Below are 20,423 nucleotides of genomic sequence, written 5' to 3'. Positions count from 1 at the left end.
GGCGAGTGATCAACGGGTTGTTCTTGCTGTTCAGCTCTGTTCGCCTTCATCCTTCATCAGGCGCAGCGCCGCATTCATCACGGCAGCTTTCACCTCCCGGCGCTCGAGTCCCTGGCGTTCGAAGTGACGGACGATGCGCGATAAATCCCACCAGACGGCCACTTCCACTTCATCCATCTCGTTGGCGATGTGGAGAGTCATGGCTGTGCTGGGTCCTATTTCAGCTGTAGCCCCTTGTCAGCTGCGCCTGAGGCTCCTGCGGAATGACTGCTGAATTCAGTTGCGATTCCGCCTGAATGGTCGTTCGTGGCTACGAAGCAAGTGGTTGCCTCCTTCACCATGCAGCACTACTTGATCGTTTGGACCTTCCCGACCGTTGAGGGGGCCTGGGAGTCGTGCCCTGGCTTTGCTGACTACATCAATGCGGGAGCACCTGGTGATGCGTTCGACGGCTTTGCTCTCAAATACCGCGTCTGTGAACCGATCAGCGGTAGTGGTGTTGCCATTGCCGTTGCCAGTGACATCGGCAAGGTGTGGGCGCATCTCGGCCCTTGGATCAAAGACTTCGGTATTCAGTTCGACGTCACCGCCGTGGTTTCGGACGCCGAATTTGCTGCGATGTGGCCGATGGTGGAAGCTGCAGCATCCGTCAACTGAGACGGCTAATCCCTAGAACCCTTACCCGGCTTTGACGCTTGCCTTGCTTGAGCCTCTGCTGTTTCTTGCTGCGGCTGGTTCGGCTTCAGCGGGATTGTTGATCCTGCAGTTGGGTCTGCAACGGGTGTTTGCTGTTGCACCGCGCTTGAAGCCGGCTCAGTCGGACGCTGCTCCGGACACCTCGCTGACCGTGGTGATCCCCGCCTTCAACGAGGCCCATAACATCGAAGCTTGTGTTGGCTGCGTGCTGGCCAGTGAGCCTCCCTGCCGGGATTGGTCGGTGCTGGTGGTGGATGACGATTCCACCGATTCAACGGTCGAGAACGCCATTCGCGCTGGCTCTGGAGCGTCTCACTTCCGCCTGATTCAGGCCGGTCCCAGGCCCGTCAACGAACGCTGGGTGGGCAAGAACTGGGCCTGCAGCAAGGCCGTTGAACAGGTCTCCAGCGATTGGCTGTTGTTCATCGATGCCGATGTTCGGCTCAAGCCCGATGCGCTGCAACGGGCCCTTGCCCAGGCCCTTGATGAGGATGCTGATCTGCTGAGCCTGGCGCCGCGGTTGAGCTGCGGATGCTTGGCGGAATGGATGGTGCAGCCGATCATGGCCAGCCTGCTGGGCCTCGGTTTTCCCATCCTTGAAACCAACGACCCGGCATCGCCGGTGGCGTTTGCAGCAGGACCTTTCATGTTGTTCAAGGCGTCCACCTACATGCAGATCGGTGGCCACCGGGCCCTGGCTGGCGAGGTGGTGGAAGATCTGGCCCTCGCTCGCGCCATCAAGGGCGGCGGCCATCGGCTTCGTTATCTGCTGGGGCTTGATGCGGTCGATCTGCGGATGTACAGCGACCTGGCGGCTCTCTGGGAGGGCTGGACCAAGAACTGGTTTCTGGGCTTGGACCGGGATCCCGTCAAAGCCCTCGGAGCCGCCTTGGTTGTGTTGTTGATGTTCACAGTGCCCTGGCTGTTGTTGCCGGCATCGCTCGTGCTGCTCTGGCTCCAGCCCCTGCTGGCGAATCTTTGGTGTTGGTTGATGGCCCTGGCGAGCTTGGCCATCCTTCAACAGCTGCTGCTGCGGCTGTGGACGCGCAGCAACTTTGATGTGCCCCTCAGCTATTGGTGGCTGATGGGAGCTGGTGGGTTGCTAGTGGGTGCGATTGGCCCTGTCTCGATTTGGCGCACCCGTACAGGACGCGGCTGGACCTGGAAAGGCCGGTCCCTGAATTAAGAGTGGTGCCCTTTTTTGCGGGCATCTTCAGCCCGCCGCCGTATCGCGGCATGCCGGAATGCTTTTTCCAGCTTCGTCAATTTGGGCTGCTTGTATTGCAGGGCAGCCTCGCCGCGTGCTTTGGCTGCGTTGATGAAATCGTCCGTCTTGGTCCCGCTGAGTCCACTCATCCCAATGCCTCAACTAGCTCAAGCCTGGTTCCGTTGAGGCTCAATTGGGCTCGAAGTAAAGACCTTCTATGGAATTCACCATTGAGCGGAATTGGTGTTCAGCCTCGATCAAACGGTTGAGCCACTCCCTCTGAAGCCTCTTGCCTGGGCCGCTTGTGTGCGAAGGTAAGAAGTCTTGATCAATTTCTTTTTTTGACGATCTTCATTGGAAATCTCTCCTGGGACGCTGAGCGGGAGGATCTCACGCATCTGTTCAGTCAGTACGGCGAGGTGAGCAAATGCTCCTTGCCCCTCGACCGGGAGACGGGCCGCAAGCGTGGTTTCGCTTTTGTGGATCTCAGCAACGAAGCCGATGAGCAGTCGGCGATCGACGACCTGCAGAACGTTGAGTGGATGGGCCGTGCCATCTCCGTTCGCAAGGCCGAACCCCGCCGCTGAGCTTCAAAACAAGCCCAAGGGTGATGGGCCAGTGATCGTTCACCGGCAGCAGAACCCCTGATTCACCTCACTGTCCAAAACCGCGGTCGGTTGTGGATGGTGGGGTTGTCTCGTGCTTTGCGTTGGCCTGTTGCTGTTGTGAGGCCTGGTTGAACCGACTGTCGAGCCAACGCGAAATCACATAGATCCCAATGAACATCGGGATATAAATCTGATAGGCACTTTGCTGTTCAATCTCGAGCTGATTGACGACGGTGACGGCTGCCGTGCTGAGCACGAGGTAGATCCCGACGCGCCGAAACAGGGGTGATTTGAACAACGTTTTGAGAGCCCAAGCCTTTCATCATGTTCACCTGCCGTTGACCTCCCTCAATGGGGGGATAGGCCAGACGCGCTTTGCCTACTGAATAGGAAGGCGCTGTAACGGTCTGATGCCACCCGCCTATGACCTGGTCCTTGAGTGTGGGGGCTTGGTTGTGGTGGAGACCATCGAGCCGTGGTTCGCAGGGACGAACAAGATCCCTGATCAATGCGGGCTTAGGCTTCTCTTAAGAGTTGGAGCGGTGCCGTGATCGGATTGATCGCCTCAGGTTTGTTCCTGGTGTTTCCCTCGATTCCTGGAGCGGATCTTTCCCTGTTCAAGCAGCTGAACAGGGAACTCGGTGCCCTTTGTCAGGAGCCTCCCGCACAGGCCATCAGGGTCTGTCGCCTCCACGCCCGGCTGGTAAACGGCTGAGTCACCTCTCGTCCGGCACCACACCACAGGCAACCCGTGCTCCACCTCCACCAAGGGGGGGCTCGTCCCTGTACGTGTCGCCTCCAGCGTGAACAATGAGAGCCTTGCCCTTCAGATCAGCTGTGCTGAGCCGTGGCGCCACCACGCTGGTGTTGGTCTTGCCATCGTTATCCACCACCAGCCTGCTGAGATCGCCCCGGTGACCGTTTCCGAAGGGGCCGAGGTGCTGGCCGGTTTCGTCCGGGTCCCAGTGTCCACCTGCAGCAAGGCCGGCAACTGGGGTGCCCTCGGCGGTTTTGCCCACCTCACAGCTTCCCGTGCTGTGGAGATGGAAGCCGTGTTCTCCAGGGCTCAGTCCCGCCAGATCGGGATAAATCACCAGGCCTTGGTCGGTGTCTTGCGCTGTGATGCTGCCAATCGACTCGCCAATGCCATTGGCATCAATGCGTTGCAGGGTGACCTCCAAGGCTTCGCACCAGCCCGGTGTGAGCGTGAGCAGGCCGATGAGCAGAACGAGCTGGACGAGCAGGCGACGCATCACAGAACAGCATGTTCTTGAATTGTCGCTTCCGGATGGTGCCTTCTGCGGTGAAGATGGTGCGTCGTTCGGCTGATGCTTGGTGATGCGATGGGAATACACCCAGTTGCGCTTCGTGCCCCGGGGTAAGTCGTGGACCGGGGAAATCGAGGAGCTCTGGCTGGATGATCGCCAGCTGATCTCCAGAAGCCATCCACAGCGCGACGTCAGCCTGGTGGGGTTGATGAATGAATTGGGTGAGCAGGGCTGGGAATTGGTGACTTACGCCCAACCCTTCACCGGTTACCACGGTGGTTGCTACACCTTCAAACGCCAGAAGTGAACAGGTGTTTTAGAGCGGGCTGGCGTTGATGTGCTGGGCCATGCCCATAAAACCGATCACGAGAAGAGCAACAGCAATCGTTGAGGCAAGGGATGCCAAGCTCATTTGTGTTTGATGACTCAAGCTTTTCATTCATCAACCTCATTTTTCAGATGAACGAGAATGCATTGCTCGTAGCAACTGCCATCATCGAGATTACAGAGTGTTAGGCATTCAAAATAGGCATTCACCTGTGATTCAGTGACGCAAGCTTGGGCTGCATTTGGTGATTCCAGAGTTGTATTTAGCATGTCATTCTCAATTCGCAGAGCGACACTATCCCGATTTTCTTTTTTGGGCAATGAAATTATTGCGGCGGGTAAATACCTAGATAATATTACCTAATACGGCTCGATTTTGATGTTCGGGCTTTCTTTGTTTGTTAATCCCTTGCTTCTTATGGTGTGCCGATGAGCAAGGGCAACCCCGCTGAACGGTTCGAGGACGAACTCGATCGTGCCAAGGCGCGTGGCCGTTGGCTCAGTGACGATGAGCAGGCTGAGCTTGATCGTGAAGCCGATGCGGTGGCCATTCAGGTTGAGGCCAAGCAACAGCGTGATCGCAAGCTGATGATCCTCACCGGGGTCTGCCTGTTGATTCCGCCGTTGTGGCCTGTGGCCCTTGGCCTGACACTGTTTCTTCTCTATCCAGACACCATGGCCAGGATCGGGCTGGCTGCTGCAATCACCTTTTTGGTGGGCGGATTGCTGTTGGCAGGCGTGCTCGGTTTGGCGATGGTTTGGCTGATTCAGCTGTTGTTCTGATCGGCTCTGCTCAGATCAGTTTCTTGATTTCACCACTGTCATGCCGACGGGGGCCAGGGCGATCAAAGCCAGCTTGATGTGCTGAATGCCAAAGGGAATGCCGATGATCGTGACAAAACAGGCCAGGGCGCTGCTGAGGTGACCCAAGGCCAGCCACCAGCCGGCCGCAAGGAACCAAATCACATTGCCGAGCGCACCCAGGGGGCCCGTCCCCAGATCGCCTCGTCCCCTGAGCTGACGACGACTCACGGCTTCGGAGCCGAAAGGCCAGAGCGAGAAACAGCCGATCACCCAACACGACCGCGCCCATGGCAGTCCAACGATGGTGATGGCGCAGATCAATGCTGCCAGCCACCAGGCCAGAGCCATGGGCAGTCCGCCGAGAACAACCCAGAGGAGGTTGAGGACCATCGAGAACATGTCTCCATTGTCACGGCAAGCGCAATGCTCGTTCGTTAAATTCTGTAAAAGGTGTTTGACCAAGCATGTTGGGCAATTACGGGATCGTTGGTTGTGGATATGTCGGATCTGCTGTTGCAGCCCATCTCAGGCGTCAAGGCCACGAAGTTGTTGGCACCACCACAAGCCCCGAGCGTCTGGCTGAGCTCTGCGATCTGGTCGACCACCCCCGCCTCTACAGCGCGGGCGACCCCATGGCCGATACCAGCTTCCTTGATCGGCTCGATGGCGTTTTGATTGCGATCGCCCCCACTACAGCCACCTTTGAAGAGGATCAATATGAGAAGGTCTACGGCCAGGCGGTGCCGGCTCTCGTTGATGCCCTGCGTCAACGCCAGGGGAGCAGGCCGCTGCATGTGACCTACCTGAGCAGTGCTGGGGTGTACGGCGATCAAGCCGGCGCGATCTGCAATGAGCTGACGCCTCCGGATTGTTCCAACAATGCCAATGCTCTTCTGGCCAGCGCCGAGACGTCTGTTCTTTCGTTGAACGAAGCCTCAACCCAGGCTTGTGTATTGCGGCTGGGTGGTATTTACGGTCCCGGTAAGGACATCCCGTCGTACATCCGCAGTGCTGCTGGACAGTCGGTTCGCAAAAACGGCAATCACATCAATGCCTGGGTTCATCTGCACGACATCATCCGCGGCGTTGATTTTGCTTTCGGCCGGAGCCTCCAAGGCATCTACAACCTTGTGGATGATCTTCAGTTCACCCGGCGTCAGCTCTCCAATGCCCTCTGTGATGACTTCGGATTGCCCCCTGTGATCTGGGACAACCACGATCGTCCCGGTGCCCGCATCTTCAATGCCCGTGTCAGCAATGCCCGGCTTCGTGAGATCGGTTTTCAGCCCAGTGTCAGCTCCATGCTCGAACCTGTGGCGGCCTGAGCTTCGCTGCATTAGCTAGCGGCCCCGCACGACGTCTGCGGCTGATTTGATTTTTCGATACGTATTGAGCGAATTTCTCTCATTTTTTGATGTTGATGTAAAGCAGGATTGCGCGATCCACGGTCAACTCACTGCGTTGATTAGACCCTCTGCATTCAACGCGGTGGCGCTGTGAAAGACGAATCCTTTTGCATCGAATTTGCGTCCTCCTTGGCACTGATGCTGTTGGAGCTCAATGCAGAACTGCTTGAGCTTGCAGACGAAGCTTCCAATCTGAAAGCAGAAGCTTCTGTAGTTGAACTTGAGCGTGCTTGCTGATGTTGGCTCGCATTCGTGGCGTCTTTGCTGAAGCTCAAACGGAAGGTTTGGATCAGCTGTATGCCGTCATCAATGCCGCGCGTGATCTTGCACCGGATTCAGATTTTCAAGCCTGCTACGACCTCGTGATGGCATCCGGTGGCCCTGAAGTTGAGACCTGGATCAACTTCACGGTGACCACTGCCACCCGCTTTGATCTTGATGATCAACCGGAGCCGGAACAGTTTCTTTCAGTTCTCGAGGAATGTTGTGATGCTCGTCGGGAGCTTCAGAGGGCTCAGCCCTCGGAATAGCGCAGTGCTTTGAGGCCCATCACCAGATGGGTGCGAAAACTTCCCAGCGCCATCACCTGTTTGGGTGACCGGGTGTCGCTCACTGCATCACCCTGCCCTTCAATCCAACGCAGCAACTCCTGGGTTTGGTCGGCCCATGCACTCAGTGCTGCTCGAAGCAGTTCGTCATCGCTGAGCTGCCCTTCAGGAACGGCGGATGTGTCCATCGCCGCTTTGAGTAAAGCGTTGAGTTGCTGATGACTCAGCGCGTCAGGAACAAAGGGATCGAGATCGATGCTTAAGAGAATCTTTAGGATTGTCTCGACGGTAGTTCAAAGCGAACTATTAATGCCACCCGTGTTTTGGCTCATTGCGTCAACCTGATGGAGCTTGATCCGGGTCAACGCTCAGGCCGCGTGTGGCGAGCGCCAGACGCCGGGCTGCCAACAGGGCGGGATAGGCGAGTGCTGAACGTTGGTTGTCTCCGAACAGCTTGGCCAGCACCCTCAACAGGGGATCACTGGGTTTCATGCGTCGGCTGAGTTCTGCAATGGCTTCACTGCCATGCCACTTCTGCTCCCCTTCGATCAAAATTGCGCCGTTGCTCAGAGGCAGTCCGAGGGCATTGAGCTCGCGACGGATCTTGTGATCGGTTCGCCCGTCAACAATGCGCAGGTTGGGAACGCCCGCCTTGAGCTCACTGCGTAGGGCGAAATCCCGACAGAATGGGCACCCGCCGTCGTAGATGAGGGTTAACAGCATTGCTGAATTCTGTCGCGAAGGGCTTGGGTCTGGCGTTGTTGTTGCTCTGTTGGTTGTTGGTGGCGCCCCAGCCGACATGGGCCGATTGGATCTGCGATGGGGATCGGCTCAGTGTTGAAATCACGCGAGGAGCCGTCGACCTAACCGGTCTGCCTGAGGGCATTCCCAACACGTTGGAGGGAACCCTGCCTGGAGATGGAATTCTGCTGCGTTGGCGCGATGTGGAGTTGCAACTTCCGCGCACCAACAATGCAGGTGAGCCCAGCTACACCGATGGCCGTTGGTGGTGGCGTGTTGTTGATGCTTCAGCGCCGGAATTCTGGGAACGCCGTGGCAGCGTGATTCACCATCAATGCGTACCGACCTGAGCCTGAGTCCTGTTACCGCCGTTTTGGGTTGCGGCGGTTGGCCTTGCGGGTTCCTCCGTAGCGATAACCAGCTTGTTCTCGAAAGTTCGGCCAGCAGGTTTCGCACACCAGAATCCAGTCGGCGAGTCGGGTGGTGCTGACCCGGAAATGGACGTTCCCCGGCTGTCTGCAGTGTTCGCAACAAAATCTTTTGTTTTTCCACAGTTCTTTAAACGATTCCTCTGGCGAATCGGTGGCCTGAGGCTTTCCCTGAGGATTCTTTGCTTCGCTCACGTCAGAGAGCGCTGCGTTTGGGCTTGATGCGTTATCAGAATCACAGATCCATTGGTTCCTTGAAATCAATCGCCAGCACAGCATTCTTGTCAATGAACTGGAGGATTCGCCTGGGACTGGTGAGCCTCTGAAGTTTGTTTTCCACGCCGATTGCCGAAACCGCTGTAGTCGTCAGGATCGCGTGCTTAACCCCTGTGGAAAAGCTGTGAATAACTCTACGAATCGACTGGTATCTGGGCGTTGATGGAGGCTTTTAGAGCGGCCATCTCGTGGGCAGTGAGGTGAGCTTCGACGGCTTCAGGCGTGTTGTTCAGATAGTGGATCCATGCCTCGTAGCACTGCTGTTGCGTGGCCATGGGGTTTTGCTCTTCGCCATCCCTTGCGCTGAGCAGAAGCTCTTCGATCCTGGCTAGCCGCGTCTCCATCCGGCTCAAGCGGCTGGCGATGGCGTCGTCCTGTTGCGTCATCTGCGGAGGGGCGGAAGGGCCTCTGATTGTTGCGGGGAGACCCAGGGTTGACGCTGTAGTACATGCGCACTAAAACAGATGTACTGCTCTAAAGCGCATGTCTGCGAGTTCCCCTTACGCCCCCTTCTGTGCTGACGAGTGGATGCGTCATTCCTTGATCCGTCCGCGCAAGGCGTTCCCGGCGAAGGCCTCAGCCGTGGCGAAGCCTCGTGCCAGGCCGCCCGCTGCAGCTCGAGTTTGTGATGCGGTGCAGGGAGAACTCTTCCTCTTTCCCGTTGTGATCTGCTGAGCCTTGGTCTCTACGACAAACGTTTGCAGAAATCGCTGTTTGCCCCCTGTTCTGCCAGGGTGAGCAGTGGTTTTTGTTGCCAGACCATGCTGTTATTCGCCTCCCAGACAGCTCAAGGCGGTCCGACTGTGATTCTTCCGGCCCTGCTCATCACCGGTCTTCTCGTCGCAGCATCCCAGGCTTTTGTTCCCAAGGGCGGCGATAAGAACTGAGTTTTGGCGTTCGCTTCATCGAAGGGCTGAGAGAACATCAGCCCCGAAAGCATTGGCATCAAAACCTGGCTTTTTGGGTGTCTGTCCCAGACGCACAATCACCGCGCGCTGGGATGGAGCCACCAGCAGCAATTGTCCCTGGTAGCCCTCCGCTGAGAAGCTGTCTTTGGGCAGATCAGGCCTCGATTTTCGCCGGCTGAGCCACCAGTGCGCTCCGTAGGCCTGCTTTGATCCCCGCGACGCCGTTCGAGCCTGCTGAACCCAGTTCGCGGGCAAAAGTTGTTTGCCGTTCCAGCTGCCATGATCCAGGTAAAGCTGGCCAAACCGGGCCCAATCGCGTCCGCTGGCCCAAGCCAGGGATGAGCCCACCAAAGTTCCACTGTTGTCGCTCTCGAGAACAGCAGTTGTCATCCCAAGAGGCCCGAACAACGCCTGTGAGGGAAAGCTCCAGTAGTGCTGATCGTCATCGATGGCGTGCCTCAGGATCCGGCTGAGGATGTTTGTGGTTCCGGATGAATAGTTCCACTTTTTCCCCGGTTTTTTGCTCAGTGATTTGCTGGCGGCGAACCCTGCCATGTCGGCTTCCTGGGTCAGCATCCGCACCAGATCCGAGTTCAGTGCTCCCGTCGATTCCTCGAAGGCCAGTCCGCTGTTCATTCGCAGCAGCTGATCCAGGCTGATCTTTTGGCGTGGATCCTGCGGATCACTCCATTCGGACACCTTCGGCGGCTTGTCTGGATCCAGAAGCCCTGTGTGGATGGCTCGTCCGATCAGGGCATGGGTGATGCTTTTGCTCATCGACCAGCCAATCAGTGGCATGTCGGGCGGAATGCTCTTGGCGTAGCGCTCGGCAATCACCCAGCCGTCCTGCACCACAACCACAGCTCGGGTTCGTTTTGGTAGGAGCGGATCGTTCTCCTGAAAGGCGCGATCGAGAGCCCTGTTCAGCGCTTGGTGATCGATTTCAGGTGGCTCTGGCTGGGCTGTGGCGATCAGGGGCCAGGGGTCTCCAATGGGCTTGGAATTCCCGGAGCCGGGCTTGTTTTGGCTGAGTGCTCGGGGCGTTGGTTGGCCGTTGATGCGCCATGTACAGCCCCGTTCACCGTTCTGCACGGCTTCAGCGCGAATCAGCCCGAACAGGGAGCTCGCTTTAACGCGACCAGCGCTTGGCTCGATCTGGGTGTGGATCATCCCCTGGCCGGCGGCCAGGTCCTCTTTCAGCATCTGGTCTGGATCCATCCCAGCCATCAGCACGCCGCTGCAGAGCTGTTTGGCAATGAAACTCGTCCCCGCCTTGGCGAAGGTGACCAGGTTTCGCAGCGGAGGTTCCAGGCCTGCTGTGATGCTGAAGGCCACTGCCGCAGTTGAGATCACCACAATGCGCCACTGCTGCTTTGTCACCCTCAACGGCCATGAAAAAAGCGGGGAATGTCCCCGCTTCAATCATGAATGGAAATTTGGCCTCAGTACACGTCGTAGCTGACGCCGCGGTAACGCAGTTCCCGCCCACCGCTTGGGTGCTGTTGTGGGTCGATCGCTTCGTAGGCAACGCCGCGATAGCGCAGCACTTTGGTCTTGGTTCCCACCGGGGTGTGCACCCGGTCGGTGTGGTCTTGGTGGCGGTAGGCCCGTGCCATCTGTGTTCTGGCCGTTTCGATGGCCTGATTGCGCACAGTCCGTGCCTTGATCAGTTGAAGGGTGTTCATCTTTCTCTTGCGCGGTGTCCACGCCCCCGTTGCCTGGCGTGGATCTGACTGCTGCCTGTTGAAGAGGCTCAACGTGATCACACCTTAGCTCTAATTTGTATCAACGGCTACTGTTTTTTCTGCTTCGCTTGGGTCTCGTTGGCAGCATGGGGCTTGATGAATGCGACGCTTGTCTGGGGCAGTCCCTCTGGTGTGCATCTGCGGGCCGTCTGCAGCTGGCAAGACAACCTTTGCGGCACATCTCGCCGAGCAACTGCGTGCCAGGGGACGACATCCACTGCTGATCGCCTGTGATGACTACTACCGCAGTGGTTGGCTCCCGAGCTCTCGCTATGGCTTCGACACGGTGGATGCCATTGACGCGGATCAGCTGCGGCTGCAGCTCAACGCTGTTCGCTACCGGCAGCTGGGCTCCCTGCGCAGCTACGACATGCGCAGCCGCAAGGTTGGCTCCAGGTCATTGAATCAGCCATACGACCTGGTTCTGGTGGAAGGATCCTATGGGCCGCAACATTTGCTGGAGGCTGTGCCGATCTCGCTAGTCGTGTACATCGAAACCCCTCTTCTGCAGAGGCTGGTCAGGCGTCTCTGGCGTGATGTACGCGAAAGGCAGCGGTCAGCTCTGTATGTGATTCGCCAGATGCTGGGTGAAATGCTGCCTGGTGAGCGACGCTTCATTCACCCTTTGAAGCAACGCGCAGACGTCATTGTTCAAGGCTATGACTACGATCTGGAGCCTGTTCTCAGCAGAATCGAATGATCGCGGGTGGGGGAGGCAGCCGTAAGCGTCTCTTCCACTGAAGCAAACAAGACCTCTGATGAATGTCATTGCCAAAGGCTGAGTTCGGCTCGCCTTCGCCAAAAGGGTTGATGACCAGGTGCGACTGTCAGACCCTGTTTCCTTCGTCGTCCCAATACTCGATCCTTCTCACTTCAAGGTCGTCTTGCTTCAGTTTGATTGCGATCTCCTTAGCCCTTGCTCTCAGGTACAACTCATCGGTCACCAGGCTTTGGTAAACGATCTCTTCCAGTGTTTCCGCTGGAGCTTCTGAGACGATCTGCTTCACGTCGTCCTTGCTCAGCTTCACATCAGTTCGGATGCTGACGGTCTGCTCGAAGTCGAACTCGATTTCGTTGATGACGGATTCCATGGGCTTCCTTCCAGACAAAAAGAAACCCCCGCCAAAGGCAGGGGTTCCAAAACGACTCGCAGGAGTGTGTCCTTGTTTCCACCCTGTGAGGCGTTTTTCCTCACATCACCAAGATGCCTACACGATGGGTGCGGTGGGATTGCTGATGGACAGCCTCGTGGTTGGCACCAGCGGTTCGTCTCACAGTTCAACCGCGTCGCCCCAGGCCGGGGACGCAAGGCGCTTCCATCCTTGGGTCTGTAATGACGCCCAGAGTTGTTCTGCTTCGGCCTTTCTCAAGTGTCGCCGTTCCTTCAGAAGAGGAGGGCCATCAGGCAGGCGACGGCCTCTGTCGATGAAAACCTTTGGCTCGTTGATCCATCCCTTCTGATCGCGATGGAATCGCCAGATCCAGCGGCCGTCACTGTCAATCAGCCAGCCCTCTCCCATGTCTATCCTGCAAGTACATCAGTACTAGCAATGGCGAGCATTGGCGGTCAAGTGGCCTCCTGCCTCAAGCTCAAGTCAAAAAAAAGAGCAGGCCCCTCAGCCCACCCTCTCCGTGACGCATGGAAAGCACCACTGCTTTCCCGTTGCACTGTCCATGACGCTGGCGCTTTGGCGGGTATCGATTCGCACGCTTTTAGGCATTACTGCTTAGTAAGAGCTGTTCTCATTCGAGTGATGATTCGGGTGGCGCGAGCATCACTGCCAACGCTTCGGGGAGTTGAACGAGCGCAGGTTCCCTCGCCTGCGCCTCCCCCCCCAAAAAAAATCAAGGGTGGACCTCTCAGGTCCAGCTGCCTTGGCACCGATGGTCTGATCCAGCTACCAACCCCTCAGGACCTTCTGAGTCATGGCCTCTTTCAACATCAACATCGAGGGTGGTGCCAGCTTTTCGTGCCCTGATGACGTCTATATCCTCGATGCAGCAGAGGAAGCCGGTGTCGATCTTCCTTATTCCTGCCGAGCCGGAGCCTGTTCCACCTGCGCCGGCCGCCTGGTGAGTGGCTCGGTGGATCAGACCGATCAGAGTTTTCTCGATGATGACCAGATGGGGCAGGGGTTTGCCCTCCTTTGTGTGAGCTATCCAACCTCTGATTGTGTGATCAAGGCCAACGCTGAAGAGCACTTGTCTTAATCAAGGCTTGTGGGTGATCACCGGACGCCGCCGTTTCGGATAAAGCTCACGGCACATGGGGCAGACCGTTCCGTCGCACCCCCGTGCTGTGCAGAACTCACGGCCCCAGAAGATGATCTGCAGGTGCAGCTTGTTCCAGTGCTCCTTGGGGAAGAGACGCTTGAGGTCTTGTTCCGTGCGCGCCACATTGCTGCCATCGCTCAATCCCCAGCGCTGGGCCAGCCGGTGGATGTGGGTGTCGACGGGGAAGGCGGGCACGCCGAAGGCCTGGGCCATCACCACGCTGGCTGTTTTGTGCCCCACGCCCGGTAAGGCTTCGAGCTCCTCAAAGCTCCGGGGAACATCGCCGTCGTAGGCCGTCACCAGAATCTGGGCAAGGCGGCGGACGTTTCTGGCCTTGGTTTTGGCCAGCCCGAGCTGCCGGATGAAAGCGAGGATCTGCTCCTCCTCGAGTGCTGCCATGGCGGCGGGTGTTGGCCCGGCGGCAAACAGCGCCGGAGTCACCTCATTCACCTTCTTGTCGGTGCATTGGGCACTCAACAGAACAGCGATCAGCAGGGTGAACGGATCACTGTGATCCAGGGGGATCGGTGTTTCCGGGTACTGCTCGTGGAGGCGCTGCAGGATTACCTCCACCCGCTCTGACCTGCGCACGGGCTTTCAGTGGGTGGAGTGATCTTGGCGCTTCGGCGATTGCATCGCTTCGTTGCAACGTTTCCCGGCCGTTGCCGAGACTGTTTTAGGAGCCATTGATGCGATCCTCGATCAAGACGATTCAGCCCGCATTGCCACTGTTGAACTGGAACCGTTCGGCGGCAGTGCTGTTTGTTGTGGTGGCTGTGCTGCTGGCCTCCTGCCGCAGTCGAGATCAGGACGTCACCACGGATTCCCGCCCGCAGGTGCTTACCACCTTCACGGTCTTGGCTGATCTAGCCAGCAATGTGGCGGGTGATCGGTTGCAGGTGGCTTCGATCGTCAAGCCCGGTGCCGAGATCCACGGTTACCAACCCACTCCCAGTGACATCGAGCGCGCCAGCAAAGCGGATCTGATTGTTGAGAACGGGTTGGGGCTGGAGTTGTGGGCCCAGCGATTCACCGCTGCAGCGGGGGATGTGCCCACCATCACCCTTTCGGAGGGGATGGACCCTCTCCTGATCACGGAGGATGCCTATTCCGGCAAGCCCAATCCCCATGCCTGGATGTCCCCCCAGCGCACGATGGTTTATGTGGACCATCTCGAGCGGGCTTTTACGCAACTCGATCCAGGCGGTGCCGCGGTTTATGCCGCCAATGCGTCGGCTTACAAAGCCAAGCTCCAGACCCTCGATGATGAGCTGCGCGCGGCGATTGCTGCACTGCCTGCCCAGCAACGGCTGCTGGTGAGTTGTGAGGGGGCCTTCACCTATCTGGCAACCGATTACGGGCTGGAGGAGGCCTATCTCTGGCCGGTGAATGCTGAAAGCGAGATCACACCCAAACGCATGGCACGGTTGATCGATACGGTGCGAGAGCGGCAGGTGCCAGCCATTTTTTGTGAAAGCACCGTGAGCGATAAAGCCCAACGGGAGGTGGCAGCGGCAGCTGGGGCCCGATTCGGCGGAACCTTTTACGTGGATTCCCTGTCGTCTCCGGATGGGCCCGCACCCACCCTGTTGGAACTGCAGCGGCACAATGTGGGTCTGATCCGCAAGGGCCTGGACTTTTCCGAGAGCAACCGCTGATGCGCATTCAGGCCGACCAGCTCTGTGTGGACTACAACGGCACCGTTGCCCTGTACGACGCCAGCCTGCACCTTCCAGCGGGTTGCATCTGCGGTTTGGTGGGCATGAATGGTGCCGGCAAATCGACGTTTTTTAAGGCCCTCACTGGGTTTGTTCGTCCCTCACGCGGCAGAATCAGGATTAACGGCAGCAGCGTGGCCGAAGCACAGCGTCATCAGGCTGTGGCCTACGTGCCCCAGAGCGACGGGGTGGATGCCCAGTTCCCTGTTTCGGTCAGAGATGTGGTGATGATGGGTCGCTACGGCGCGATGAATCCGTTGCGGATTCCCCGAAGCTCGGACCGTGTGGCTGTACGGGACGCGTTGACGCGCGTCGATCTGCTGGAGCTGGCCGATCGTCCCCTCAGCACCCTCTCGGGTGGTCAGCGCAAGCGCACGTTCCTGGCCCGGGCGATCGCCCAGCGTGCTGATGTGCTGCTGCTGGATGAACCCTTCAACGGGGTTGATGTGCGCACCGAGCAGCTGATGGCCCAGCTGTTTCTTCAGTTCCGCGATGAGGGCCGCACGATCCTGATCTCCACTCACGACCTGGGTCACGTCCGTGATTTTTGCGATCTGGTGGTTCTGATCAATAAGACCGTGCTCGCCTATGGGGAAACCTCGGAGGTGTTCACTCCCGAGAACCTGGCCATGACCTTCGGCGGCGTGCCGCCCGATCTGCTCACGGGCAACAGCTCCCCGGAGGAGACGTTCTGATTAGGACCTTCCAGCTTCAGTCGTTGTTGTTCGACAAGCGTCAGGCATCAGGGCAGCGAGAGCCTGCTCCAGGTCTTGCATGAACAGATGCATCGCCTCGCGTCGGTTACTGCGGTACTGGTTCAGTCGAGGCCGCACGGCCAAAGCACGTCCAAGACGCAGTTCCACCCGTTGTGGTCCAAGGCTGGGCTCACCCTTCCAGGGCTTGTCTTCGATCCAGCCGATCGCCTCCTCCACCAGCAGCAACATCTCAGCAAAGCGGTCAAAGTCGGGTTGATCGCTGATGTAGTGACCACTCACGCTGGTGAAATGCTCCACGAGTCGCATGCGGGTGAGTTGGAGGTCAGCTTCCCGTGCCTCCCAGTCCGCCAGGCTCCGCTCCAGGGGTGAGAGCTGATCAACACCTTCCCTGTAGATCCGATCCCAGGCGGCCTGCTCGATCCGACGGCAACGCTCTTGCAGATTGCCGACGGCACGCAAGGCGAAATGGGCTTCGGCTTTGGCAAGGCCATGCAGGCGATAGGCACCAATCCGTTCGCCGAAGGTCTGATCTGGATCGGGCTTCAGCCGCTCGAGCTGCTCAAGCGCTTTGAGCAGATTCATGCCGACCTGGATCAGCCGGTCCCGCCTGCTCGCCTCGGCATGCTCTGGGTCGGCGTCGTCGTTGGAAATGCCGAGATGGCGCTCCAGGGCAGTCAACCGCGCATCGAGGGCCTCCCAGTTGTGTTGTCTCCAGCTGTAGTGAATGCCAATCGGCAACACGTCCAGTGGTCGCACGTCGTTGGCTTTCTCCAGATCTTCAGCGGCCCAGAACGCAAGTTGGGCCACCCCCGGTTCCAATGGCGCCATCTCGCCGGAGAGGTTGTTGGTGGCTCCTTCCGGTGCCACCACCAGCGGGTAGCGCCCCCGGCTCAGAGCCCCACGGGCCTGGGCGAGGGCCGGCCGGTCCAATCGACCGCGATGGATGGCAATACCACCGCTGCGTTGCAGCAGCCAACCAATGACCTGGCCAGCCCAGATCGGAATGCCACGGTCGTAGAGAAACCGCAACTGGATGGGACGTGGCAACGGCAGCTTGAGCCGCCGTGCCGCCTGGGGAACACGGTTCCAGAACAGATCCGCCAGCACCACCGGATCGCGGGTGCTGGGGTGGCGAAAGGCGATTAGCAAATTGCAGCCGCCTGACTGCTGCGCTGCAAAGGCCTTCGCCAAGCCTTCTGCCGTATTGCCCTGGCTGATTTCGAGCCCCTGACTGCGGAAGAGCAGCGGAAGCAGGCGGCTGACCACGGCCTGAACCATCCGGTTGGGGCGGGTGGGTAGCCGGCGCAGCGCGGGACGAGCGTTCTGGGTGGAGGCGCGGGGCATCGAACCGGCTGCAGCGCGCCCATACTGAACCGATGGAGCTATTGCTGGAACCCCTCAGTCACGCCTTCATGGTCAAGGCGTTGTTGATCAGCGCCCTCGTCGGCGGTGTTTGCGGGCTGTTGTCCTGCTTCATGACGCTGAAGGGATGGGCGTTGATGGGTGACGCCGTCTCCCATGCCGTTCTACCTGGCGTAGTTGTCGCTTATGCGCTGGGCCTGCCCTTCTCCTTGGGGGCGTTCGTCTTCGGTGTCGGCTCCGTTGCCGCCATCGGCTTTGTGAAGCAGAAGTCGAGGGTGAAGGAAGACACCGTCATTGGGCTTGTCTTCACCGGCTTCTTCGCCCTGGGTCTGGTGCTCATCTCGAAGACGCGCAGCAACATTGATCTCACCCACATCTTGTTCGGCAATGTTCTGGGGATCTCAGCCGGGGACGTGCAACAGACCATGGTGATTTCTGTGCTGGTGCTGGTGGTGCTGCTGCTGTTTCGGCGGGACCTGATGCTTTTTTGCTTTGACCCCACCCACGCCCGATCGATCGGGATCAACACCGGACTGCTGCACTACATGCTGTTGGGGCTCCTCTCCCTGGCCGCCGTTGCCGGTCTGCAGACCGTAGGAATCATCCTGGTGGTGTCCATGCTTGTCACCCCCGGTGCCACGGCCTATCTGCTCACCGATCGGTTCGATCGGATGACGCTGCTGGCCGTCACAAGCAGCGTGCTCTCCAGTGTTCTGGGTGTGTTCATCAGCTACTGGACTGACAGCTCCACCGCTGGTTGCATCGTGCTGGCGCAAACCGCGCAATTCGTGCTCGCCTTCCTTTTTGCCCCTGGTCAGGGTGTACTGCGGCGTCTCTGATCGATGGATCAGCGTGCGTCGTCGTCCCAGTCATAGGTGTCGTTGAAGCGTTGAACGCCTGCTTCTCGGAAGTGAAAGTCCTTGGCGGAACGGCCCTGATCGGATTCCGCTTGCTTGGAACCTGCCTGGTCCCACGGTTCGCGGTAATCAAGATCGTCCCGCATGTCTTGGAGTGGCTCAGGAGGCTTCGCTGTCATCCCACTTGGCTTTGCCATCCAGCAGTTCGATCAGCTCCTGGAGCCTGCCCATCGTGACGCGCACATCCGCACCGTCGGGCAGAACACCATCGGCCACCACGTTGTAGTGGTCACGGCACTGGTTGCGCAGCTCCTGCAGGCGCTTTTTGGTGATGGTCTTTTTCTGTTCTGCCGTTGCCATGGCGATTGCAAAGTCTGGCCCTCATCCCTAGCAGAGCAGGGTGCTGCGTCTGGATTTATCCCGGGAGAACCTGGCGAAAGCCATGGGCCTCGACCACGCTGAGCGGAGTCTTGAATAACTCACTGAGCTCGGCGGGCCGCAGCATCTCCCGCGGACTCCCATCCCCAACAAGGCGTCCCTGCGCCAGAAACAGCACCCGTTCCATTTCCGGCAGGATAGTGTCCACGCGGTGGGTGACCTGCACCACGGTTGTCCCCGCTCGGATCAGGCCCCGGAGGATGTTTAGCAACTGATGGCAGGCCTGGAGATCAAGGGCTCGGCTCGGCTCATCAAGCACCAGTACCTCAGGTTCGTGCACCAGGGCGCGAGCGATCAACAGGCGGCGCCGCTGTCCGTCCGACAGCTCTCCATAGCAGCGCCCACGAATGCTGTGGAGTTGCAGTTGATCAAGCAGATCCTGCGCTTGCTCCCATTGCTCACCGCTTGGGTTCTGATCCCGGCCCAGCCGGGTGGCACCAAAAAAACTGCTCACCACCACCTCATCAACTGCTGTTTTGGGATGAAGCCGCTGTTCCAACTCGCTGGACACCACCCCCAGGCGGCTGCGCAGCGCCCAGAGGTTCACCGTCTCGCTGCCAAACAGCCGCAGGTGCGCGTCGTCCCGAACAATGGGATACAGGCTGCGGTCGATCAGTTTCACCAGGCTGCTTTTGCCTGCTCCGTTGGGCCCCAACACCGTTGTGGACTGCCGCAGTTTCAATTGCAGGTTGAGCTTGTGCAGCACTGGGCGCTCGCCCAACCATGCCTCCACATTGCGGAGATCGAGCCAGGTTTCAGCCGTCATGGCCCTCCTGCAGCAGCCGTTCGATCACGATCGACAGGCGGGGCGCGACGGGCCGCAGCTCCTGCTGCCGCTCGCTCCAAATCGACTCACGCACAAGGTCGCTGAGCGAGACCAACTTCATCTCCTGGCCCTCCTTCAACTGCAGCTTGCGCAAGGGAACGCTGAGGGCTCCACGGAACACATGGGCCACCCGGTTGCCGCTGTCGTCGCTGAACCAAGGCTCGAGCGGCACGCTGGGTGACCAATCGATCTCCTCCTGCAGTTCGCGGTGCACGGCTTCGCTGGCTGTTTCTCCCGGGTCGAGATGGCCGCCAAACAGCCCCCAATGGCCCGGATAAATGATCGTCTCGACATCGTCTCGCAGCTGGAGCAGCCATCGCCCCTCCCGCTGGAGCATGGCCAGGGCAACGGCGGGCTTCATGGCGCCTCCGGTTTGAGCCGCGACCACTGAGCCAGTCCACCGCCCCTGCCACGCGCCGTAAGCGTTCCCTGCTGCTCGTTCAGCTCGATCAGGGCAAAGAAAGGAAGCCGTTGGGGCTGTGGTGAAGGCAGGCTTCGCTGAAGCAGCAGCTGACTCGACCAGGACAGCTCCATCGACGTGAAGCTGAACATCAGCAGCGGTCTTGAACCCTTGAGTTGGGCATGACCACTGAACCTCAATCGGAACCCGGCCAGGGTCACCTGATTGGTGATGTCCAGGCCCTGGTCACAGGGGCTCAAAATCAGGCTGGCCTGCAGCCAACGCAGCAGTGTTGCCGTTCCGGGCGCCGGCGCATCACCGTTGCGATTCCAGGTTTGCTGCAACATCCAGCAGCCCGGCAAATGCTCGATCTGAATGCCGCTTCCCTCTCGGCGGCTCTGACGTTCACGCGCCAGAAGGGCAGCGGCAGGCGGACCAGATGCGGCTGAGATCATGGGGCTCTGCAACCTCCCTATCTTTTCGGAGTCGGCCCATGGAGCGCGACAAGCGCCGGACACCTCCCCTAACGGACCTGCTTCTACGGGGACTGCGCATTGGGGCCAGCACCATCGCCCTGGTTGAACTGCTGCGCAGCGATTGGATCGGAGGAGGCCTCGCCAGCCTGGCCTGGCTTGTCTTCGTTCAGGTGGAGCGTCGGCGAGCGCCGCTCAAGCCTCCGTCCTGAGGATCGAATCGATGCAGTTTGGATGCTGACGGATATAGGCGTTGAACTCCATGGCCAGCAGACGCGCTTCAAAGGCATCGGTGGCGTAGAAGCAGGATTCCAGCTTTTCTCCGTTGGAGGTCTTGTGGCGAACCGTGTAGGGAGTTCGTCCTTGAGCAATGCTGGCCATGGACCGTTGAAGCAGT

At 58.9% G+C, this 20,423-nt stretch carries 38 protein-coding genes; 17 read left to right on the top strand and 21 right to left on the bottom strand.

Features of this window, described 5'->3' with window-relative positions; translation table 11 throughout:
* Positions 1-30: 30 nt before the first annotated feature.
* Positions 31-201 (bottom strand): hypothetical protein, encoded by a 171-nt coding sequence (locus Q3Y53_RS05120; RefSeq protein ID WP_226411684.1) that lies wholly within the window; start codon positions 199-201, stop codon positions 31-33.
* Between the two features lie 138 nt (positions 202-339).
* Between Q3Y53_RS05120 and Q3Y53_RS05115 the strand changes: the two genes are divergently transcribed.
* A complete protein-coding gene (locus tag Q3Y53_RS05115; protein WP_226424415.1) occupies positions 340-657 on the top strand; it encodes a DUF3303 domain-containing protein in 318 nt (105 codons plus the stop codon).
* A gap of 31 nt (positions 658-688) precedes the next feature.
* A complete protein-coding gene (locus tag Q3Y53_RS05110) occupies positions 689-1,882 on the top strand; it encodes a glycosyltransferase family 2 protein (protein ID WP_226423763.1) in 1,194 nt (397 codons plus the stop codon).
* Here Q3Y53_RS05110 and Q3Y53_RS05105 read toward each other — a convergent pair.
* A complete protein-coding gene (locus tag Q3Y53_RS05105; protein ID WP_226423764.1) occupies positions 1,879-2,052 on the bottom strand; it encodes a hypothetical protein in 174 nt (57 codons plus the stop codon). The genes Q3Y53_RS05110 and Q3Y53_RS05105 overlap by 4 nt on opposite strands.
* A 192-nt stretch (positions 2,053-2,244) precedes the next feature.
* On the opposite strand from Q3Y53_RS05105, the gene Q3Y53_RS05100 reads away from it, so the two are divergent.
* Complete coding sequence (locus Q3Y53_RS05100) at positions 2,245-2,490, top strand: RNA-binding protein (protein WP_186540459.1); 246 nt, start codon at positions 2,245-2,247, stop codon at positions 2,488-2,490.
* 67 nt (positions 2,491-2,557) lie between these two features.
* Here Q3Y53_RS05100 and Q3Y53_RS05095 read toward each other — a convergent pair whose 3' ends face one another.
* Complete coding sequence (locus Q3Y53_RS05095) at positions 2,558-2,809, bottom strand: hypothetical protein (RefSeq protein WP_226423765.1); 252 nt, start codon at positions 2,807-2,809, stop codon at positions 2,558-2,560.
* Between the two features lie 249 nt (positions 2,810-3,058).
* Between Q3Y53_RS05095 and Q3Y53_RS05090 the strand changes: the two genes are divergently transcribed.
* Positions 3,059-3,226 carry a hypothetical protein gene (locus Q3Y53_RS05090; protein WP_303533610.1) on the top strand — a complete coding sequence of 56 codons (168 nt, stop codon included), beginning with the start codon at positions 3,059-3,061 and terminating at the stop codon, positions 3,224-3,226.
* Position 3,227: 1 nt separating this feature from the next.
* Here Q3Y53_RS05090 and sodC read toward each other — a convergent pair whose 3' ends face one another.
* Entirely contained in the window at positions 3,228-3,764 is a 537-nt protein-coding gene (sodC, locus tag Q3Y53_RS05085) for a superoxide dismutase [Cu-Zn] SodC (protein WP_303533607.1), read from the bottom strand.
* A gap of 85 nt (positions 3,765-3,849) precedes the next feature.
* Here sodC and Q3Y53_RS05080 point away from each other — a divergent pair, with 85 nt between their 5' ends.
* The gene (locus Q3Y53_RS05080; protein WP_186495351.1) at positions 3,850-4,086 is read left to right on the top strand and encodes a hypothetical protein; all 237 of its coding nucleotides are present in this window, start codon (positions 3,850-3,852) and stop codon (positions 4,084-4,086) included.
* Between the two features lie 449 nt (positions 4,087-4,535).
* Positions 4,536-4,889: a hypothetical protein gene (locus Q3Y53_RS05075; protein WP_226423767.1), complete on the top strand. Its 354-nt coding sequence runs from the start codon at positions 4,536-4,538 to the stop codon at positions 4,887-4,889.
* Positions 4,890-4,904: 15 nt separating this feature from the next.
* Here the strand turns inward: Q3Y53_RS05075 and Q3Y53_RS05070 are convergent, their stop codons facing one another.
* Positions 4,905-5,309: a YccF domain-containing protein gene (locus Q3Y53_RS05070; protein WP_226423768.1), complete on the bottom strand. Its 405-nt coding sequence runs from the start codon at positions 5,307-5,309 to the stop codon at positions 4,905-4,907.
* A gap of 65 nt (positions 5,310-5,374) precedes the next feature.
* Here Q3Y53_RS05070 and Q3Y53_RS05065 point away from each other — a divergent pair, with 65 nt between their 5' ends.
* Positions 5,375-6,235, top strand: coding sequence for an SDR family oxidoreductase (locus Q3Y53_RS05065; RefSeq protein WP_303533593.1), 861 nt, complete (start codon positions 5,375-5,377; stop codon positions 6,233-6,235).
* 317 nt (positions 6,236-6,552) lie between these two features.
* Complete coding sequence (locus tag Q3Y53_RS05060) at positions 6,553-6,846, top strand: hypothetical protein (protein ID WP_226423771.1); 294 nt, start codon at positions 6,553-6,555, stop codon at positions 6,844-6,846.
* Here Q3Y53_RS05060 and Q3Y53_RS05055 read toward each other — a convergent pair.
* Positions 6,831-7,052, bottom strand: coding sequence for a hypothetical protein (locus Q3Y53_RS05055; RefSeq protein ID WP_226411700.1), 222 nt, complete (start codon positions 7,050-7,052; stop codon positions 6,831-6,833). The two genes, Q3Y53_RS05060 and Q3Y53_RS05055, sit on opposite strands and share 16 nt — an antisense overlap.
* Before the next feature lie 148 nt (positions 7,053-7,200).
* Entirely contained in the window at positions 7,201-7,587 is a 387-nt protein-coding gene (locus Q3Y53_RS05050; protein WP_226423772.1) for a DUF393 domain-containing protein, read from the bottom strand.
* On the opposite strand from Q3Y53_RS05050, the gene Q3Y53_RS05045 reads away from it, so the two are divergent.
* On the top strand, positions 7,587-7,955 hold the full coding sequence (locus tag Q3Y53_RS05045) for a hypothetical protein (protein WP_226423773.1): 369 nt from the start codon (positions 7,587-7,589) through the stop codon (positions 7,953-7,955). The genes Q3Y53_RS05050 and Q3Y53_RS05045 overlap by 1 nt on opposite strands.
* Positions 7,956-7,967: 12 nt before the next feature.
* Here the strand turns inward: Q3Y53_RS05045 and Q3Y53_RS05040 are convergent, their stop codons facing one another.
* Together Q3Y53_RS05040 and Q3Y53_RS05035 are read right to left on the bottom strand one after the other, a co-directional pair.
* Positions 7,968-8,228, bottom strand: coding sequence for a hypothetical protein (locus tag Q3Y53_RS05040; protein ID WP_303533584.1), 261 nt, complete (start codon positions 8,226-8,228; stop codon positions 7,968-7,970).
* Between the two features lie 215 nt (positions 8,229-8,443).
* On the bottom strand, positions 8,444-8,695 hold the full coding sequence (locus Q3Y53_RS05035; protein ID WP_226423774.1) for a hypothetical protein: 252 nt from the start codon (positions 8,693-8,695) through the stop codon (positions 8,444-8,446).
* 97 nt (positions 8,696-8,792) lie between these two features.
* Here Q3Y53_RS05035 and Q3Y53_RS05030 point away from each other — a divergent pair, with 97 nt between their 5' ends.
* Positions 8,793-8,984 carry a hypothetical protein gene (locus tag Q3Y53_RS05030; RefSeq protein WP_303533580.1) on the top strand — a complete coding sequence of 64 codons (192 nt, stop codon included), beginning with the start codon at positions 8,793-8,795 and terminating at the stop codon, positions 8,982-8,984.
* An 86-nt stretch (positions 8,985-9,070) separates the two neighbouring features.
* On the top strand, positions 9,071-9,196 hold the full coding sequence (locus Q3Y53_RS05025; protein ID WP_255613428.1) for a hypothetical protein: 126 nt from the start codon (positions 9,071-9,073) through the stop codon (positions 9,194-9,196).
* Positions 9,197-9,211: 15 nt separating this feature from the next.
* On the opposite strand, the gene Q3Y53_RS05020 is transcribed toward Q3Y53_RS05025, so the two are convergent.
* The gene (locus Q3Y53_RS05020) at positions 9,212-10,597 is read right to left on the bottom strand and encodes a serine hydrolase (RefSeq protein WP_226423775.1); all 1,386 of its coding nucleotides are present in this window, start codon (positions 10,595-10,597) and stop codon (positions 9,212-9,214) included.
* A gap of 62 nt (positions 10,598-10,659) precedes the next feature.
* Positions 10,660-10,902, bottom strand: coding sequence for a DUF4278 domain-containing protein (locus tag Q3Y53_RS05015; protein ID WP_226423776.1), 243 nt, complete (start codon positions 10,900-10,902; stop codon positions 10,660-10,662).
* 160 nt (positions 10,903-11,062) lie between these two features.
* Between Q3Y53_RS05015 and Q3Y53_RS05010 the strand changes: the two genes are divergently transcribed.
* Positions 11,063-11,662, top strand: a complete 600-nt coding sequence (locus tag Q3Y53_RS05010; protein WP_303533568.1) for a nucleoside kinase — start codon at positions 11,063-11,065, stop codon at positions 11,660-11,662.
* Positions 11,663-11,789: 127 nt separating this feature from the next.
* Here Q3Y53_RS05010 and Q3Y53_RS05005 read toward each other — a convergent pair whose 3' ends face one another.
* Both Q3Y53_RS05005 and Q3Y53_RS05000 read right to left on the bottom strand, forming a co-directional pair.
* Positions 11,790-12,053, bottom strand: a complete 264-nt coding sequence (locus Q3Y53_RS05005) for a hypothetical protein (RefSeq protein ID WP_226423778.1) — start codon at positions 12,051-12,053, stop codon at positions 11,790-11,792.
* A 180-nt stretch (positions 12,054-12,233) separates the two neighbouring features.
* Positions 12,234-12,482: a DUF1651 domain-containing protein gene (locus Q3Y53_RS05000; protein WP_226423779.1), complete on the bottom strand. Its 249-nt coding sequence runs from the start codon at positions 12,480-12,482 to the stop codon at positions 12,234-12,236.
* Positions 12,483-12,888: 406 nt separating this feature from the next.
* Between Q3Y53_RS05000 and Q3Y53_RS04995 the strand changes: the two genes are divergently transcribed.
* On the top strand, positions 12,889-13,173 hold the full coding sequence (locus Q3Y53_RS04995) for a 2Fe-2S iron-sulfur cluster-binding protein (protein WP_226423780.1): 285 nt from the start codon (positions 12,889-12,891) through the stop codon (positions 13,171-13,173).
* Here Q3Y53_RS04995 and nth read toward each other — a convergent pair whose 3' ends face one another.
* On the bottom strand, positions 13,174-13,827 hold the full coding sequence (nth, locus tag Q3Y53_RS04990; RefSeq protein ID WP_226423781.1) for an endonuclease III: 654 nt from the start codon (positions 13,825-13,827) through the stop codon (positions 13,174-13,176).
* A gap of 98 nt (positions 13,828-13,925) precedes the next feature.
* Here nth and Q3Y53_RS04985 point away from each other — a divergent pair, with 98 nt between their 5' ends.
* Together Q3Y53_RS04985 and Q3Y53_RS04980 are read left to right on the top strand one after the other, a co-directional pair.
* Positions 13,926-14,894 carry a metal ABC transporter substrate-binding protein gene (locus tag Q3Y53_RS04985; protein WP_226423782.1) on the top strand — a complete coding sequence of 323 codons (969 nt, stop codon included), beginning with the start codon at positions 13,926-13,928 and terminating at the stop codon, positions 14,892-14,894.
* A complete protein-coding gene (locus tag Q3Y53_RS04980) occupies positions 14,894-15,649 on the top strand; it encodes a metal ABC transporter ATP-binding protein (protein WP_226423783.1) in 756 nt (251 codons plus the stop codon). Before Q3Y53_RS04985 ends, Q3Y53_RS04980 begins: the two co-directional genes overlap by 1 nt.
* Here the strand turns inward: Q3Y53_RS04980 and Q3Y53_RS04975 are convergent, their stop codons facing one another.
* Entirely contained in the window at positions 15,650-17,014 is a 1,365-nt protein-coding gene (locus tag Q3Y53_RS04975; RefSeq protein WP_226423784.1) for a 1-acyl-sn-glycerol-3-phosphate acyltransferase, read from the bottom strand.
* A gap of 32 nt (positions 17,015-17,046) precedes the next feature.
* Between Q3Y53_RS04975 and Q3Y53_RS04970 the strand changes: the two genes are divergently transcribed.
* On the top strand, positions 17,047-17,871 hold the full coding sequence (locus Q3Y53_RS04970) for a metal ABC transporter permease (protein WP_303533559.1): 825 nt from the start codon (positions 17,047-17,049) through the stop codon (positions 17,869-17,871).
* Between the two features lie 8 nt (positions 17,872-17,879).
* Here the strand turns inward: Q3Y53_RS04970 and Q3Y53_RS04965 are convergent, their stop codons facing one another.
* The 5 genes from Q3Y53_RS04965 to Q3Y53_RS04945 are packed head-to-tail and all read right to left on the bottom strand — an operon-like array spanning position 17,880 to position 20,008.
* Entirely contained in the window at positions 17,880-18,035 is a 156-nt protein-coding gene (locus Q3Y53_RS04965; RefSeq protein ID WP_226423786.1) for a hypothetical protein, read from the bottom strand.
* A gap of 13 nt (positions 18,036-18,048) precedes the next feature.
* Positions 18,049-18,249, bottom strand: a complete 201-nt coding sequence (locus Q3Y53_RS04960) for a hypothetical protein (RefSeq protein ID WP_011364449.1) — start codon at positions 18,247-18,249, stop codon at positions 18,049-18,051.
* A gap of 55 nt (positions 18,250-18,304) precedes the next feature.
* The gene (locus Q3Y53_RS04955; RefSeq protein ID WP_303533551.1) at positions 18,305-19,093 is read right to left on the bottom strand and encodes an ABC transporter ATP-binding protein; all 789 of its coding nucleotides are present in this window, start codon (positions 19,091-19,093) and stop codon (positions 18,305-18,307) included.
* Positions 19,083-19,514, bottom strand: coding sequence for an NUDIX hydrolase (locus Q3Y53_RS04950; protein ID WP_226423788.1), 432 nt, complete (start codon positions 19,512-19,514; stop codon positions 19,083-19,085). The genes Q3Y53_RS04955 and Q3Y53_RS04950 overlap by 11 nt, the downstream gene beginning before the upstream one ends.
* Positions 19,511-20,008, bottom strand: coding sequence for a hypothetical protein (locus tag Q3Y53_RS04945; RefSeq protein WP_303533547.1), 498 nt, complete (start codon positions 20,006-20,008; stop codon positions 19,511-19,513). The genes Q3Y53_RS04950 and Q3Y53_RS04945 overlap by 4 nt, the downstream gene beginning before the upstream one ends.
* Positions 20,009-20,046: 38 nt before the next feature.
* Between Q3Y53_RS04945 and Q3Y53_RS04940 the strand changes: the two genes are divergently transcribed.
* Positions 20,047-20,238, top strand: a complete 192-nt coding sequence (locus Q3Y53_RS04940; RefSeq protein ID WP_226399602.1) for a hypothetical protein — start codon at positions 20,047-20,049, stop codon at positions 20,236-20,238.
* Here Q3Y53_RS04940 and Q3Y53_RS04935 read toward each other — a convergent pair.
* Positions 20,222-20,407 carry a hypothetical protein gene (locus tag Q3Y53_RS04935; protein WP_226423790.1) on the bottom strand — a complete coding sequence of 62 codons (186 nt, stop codon included), beginning with the start codon at positions 20,405-20,407 and terminating at the stop codon, positions 20,222-20,224. The genes Q3Y53_RS04940 and Q3Y53_RS04935 overlap by 17 nt on opposite strands.
* Positions 20,408-20,423 lie beyond the last annotated feature (16 nt).

Source organism: Synechococcus sp. YX-04-1 (genome assembly GCF_030546365.1).
Taxonomy (GTDB): domain Bacteria; phylum Cyanobacteriota; class Cyanobacteriia; order PCC-6307; family Cyanobiaceae; genus Parasynechococcus.
Note: the sequence above shows the minus strand (reverse complement) of the source record. Positions and strands in the feature narration are given on the sequence as shown.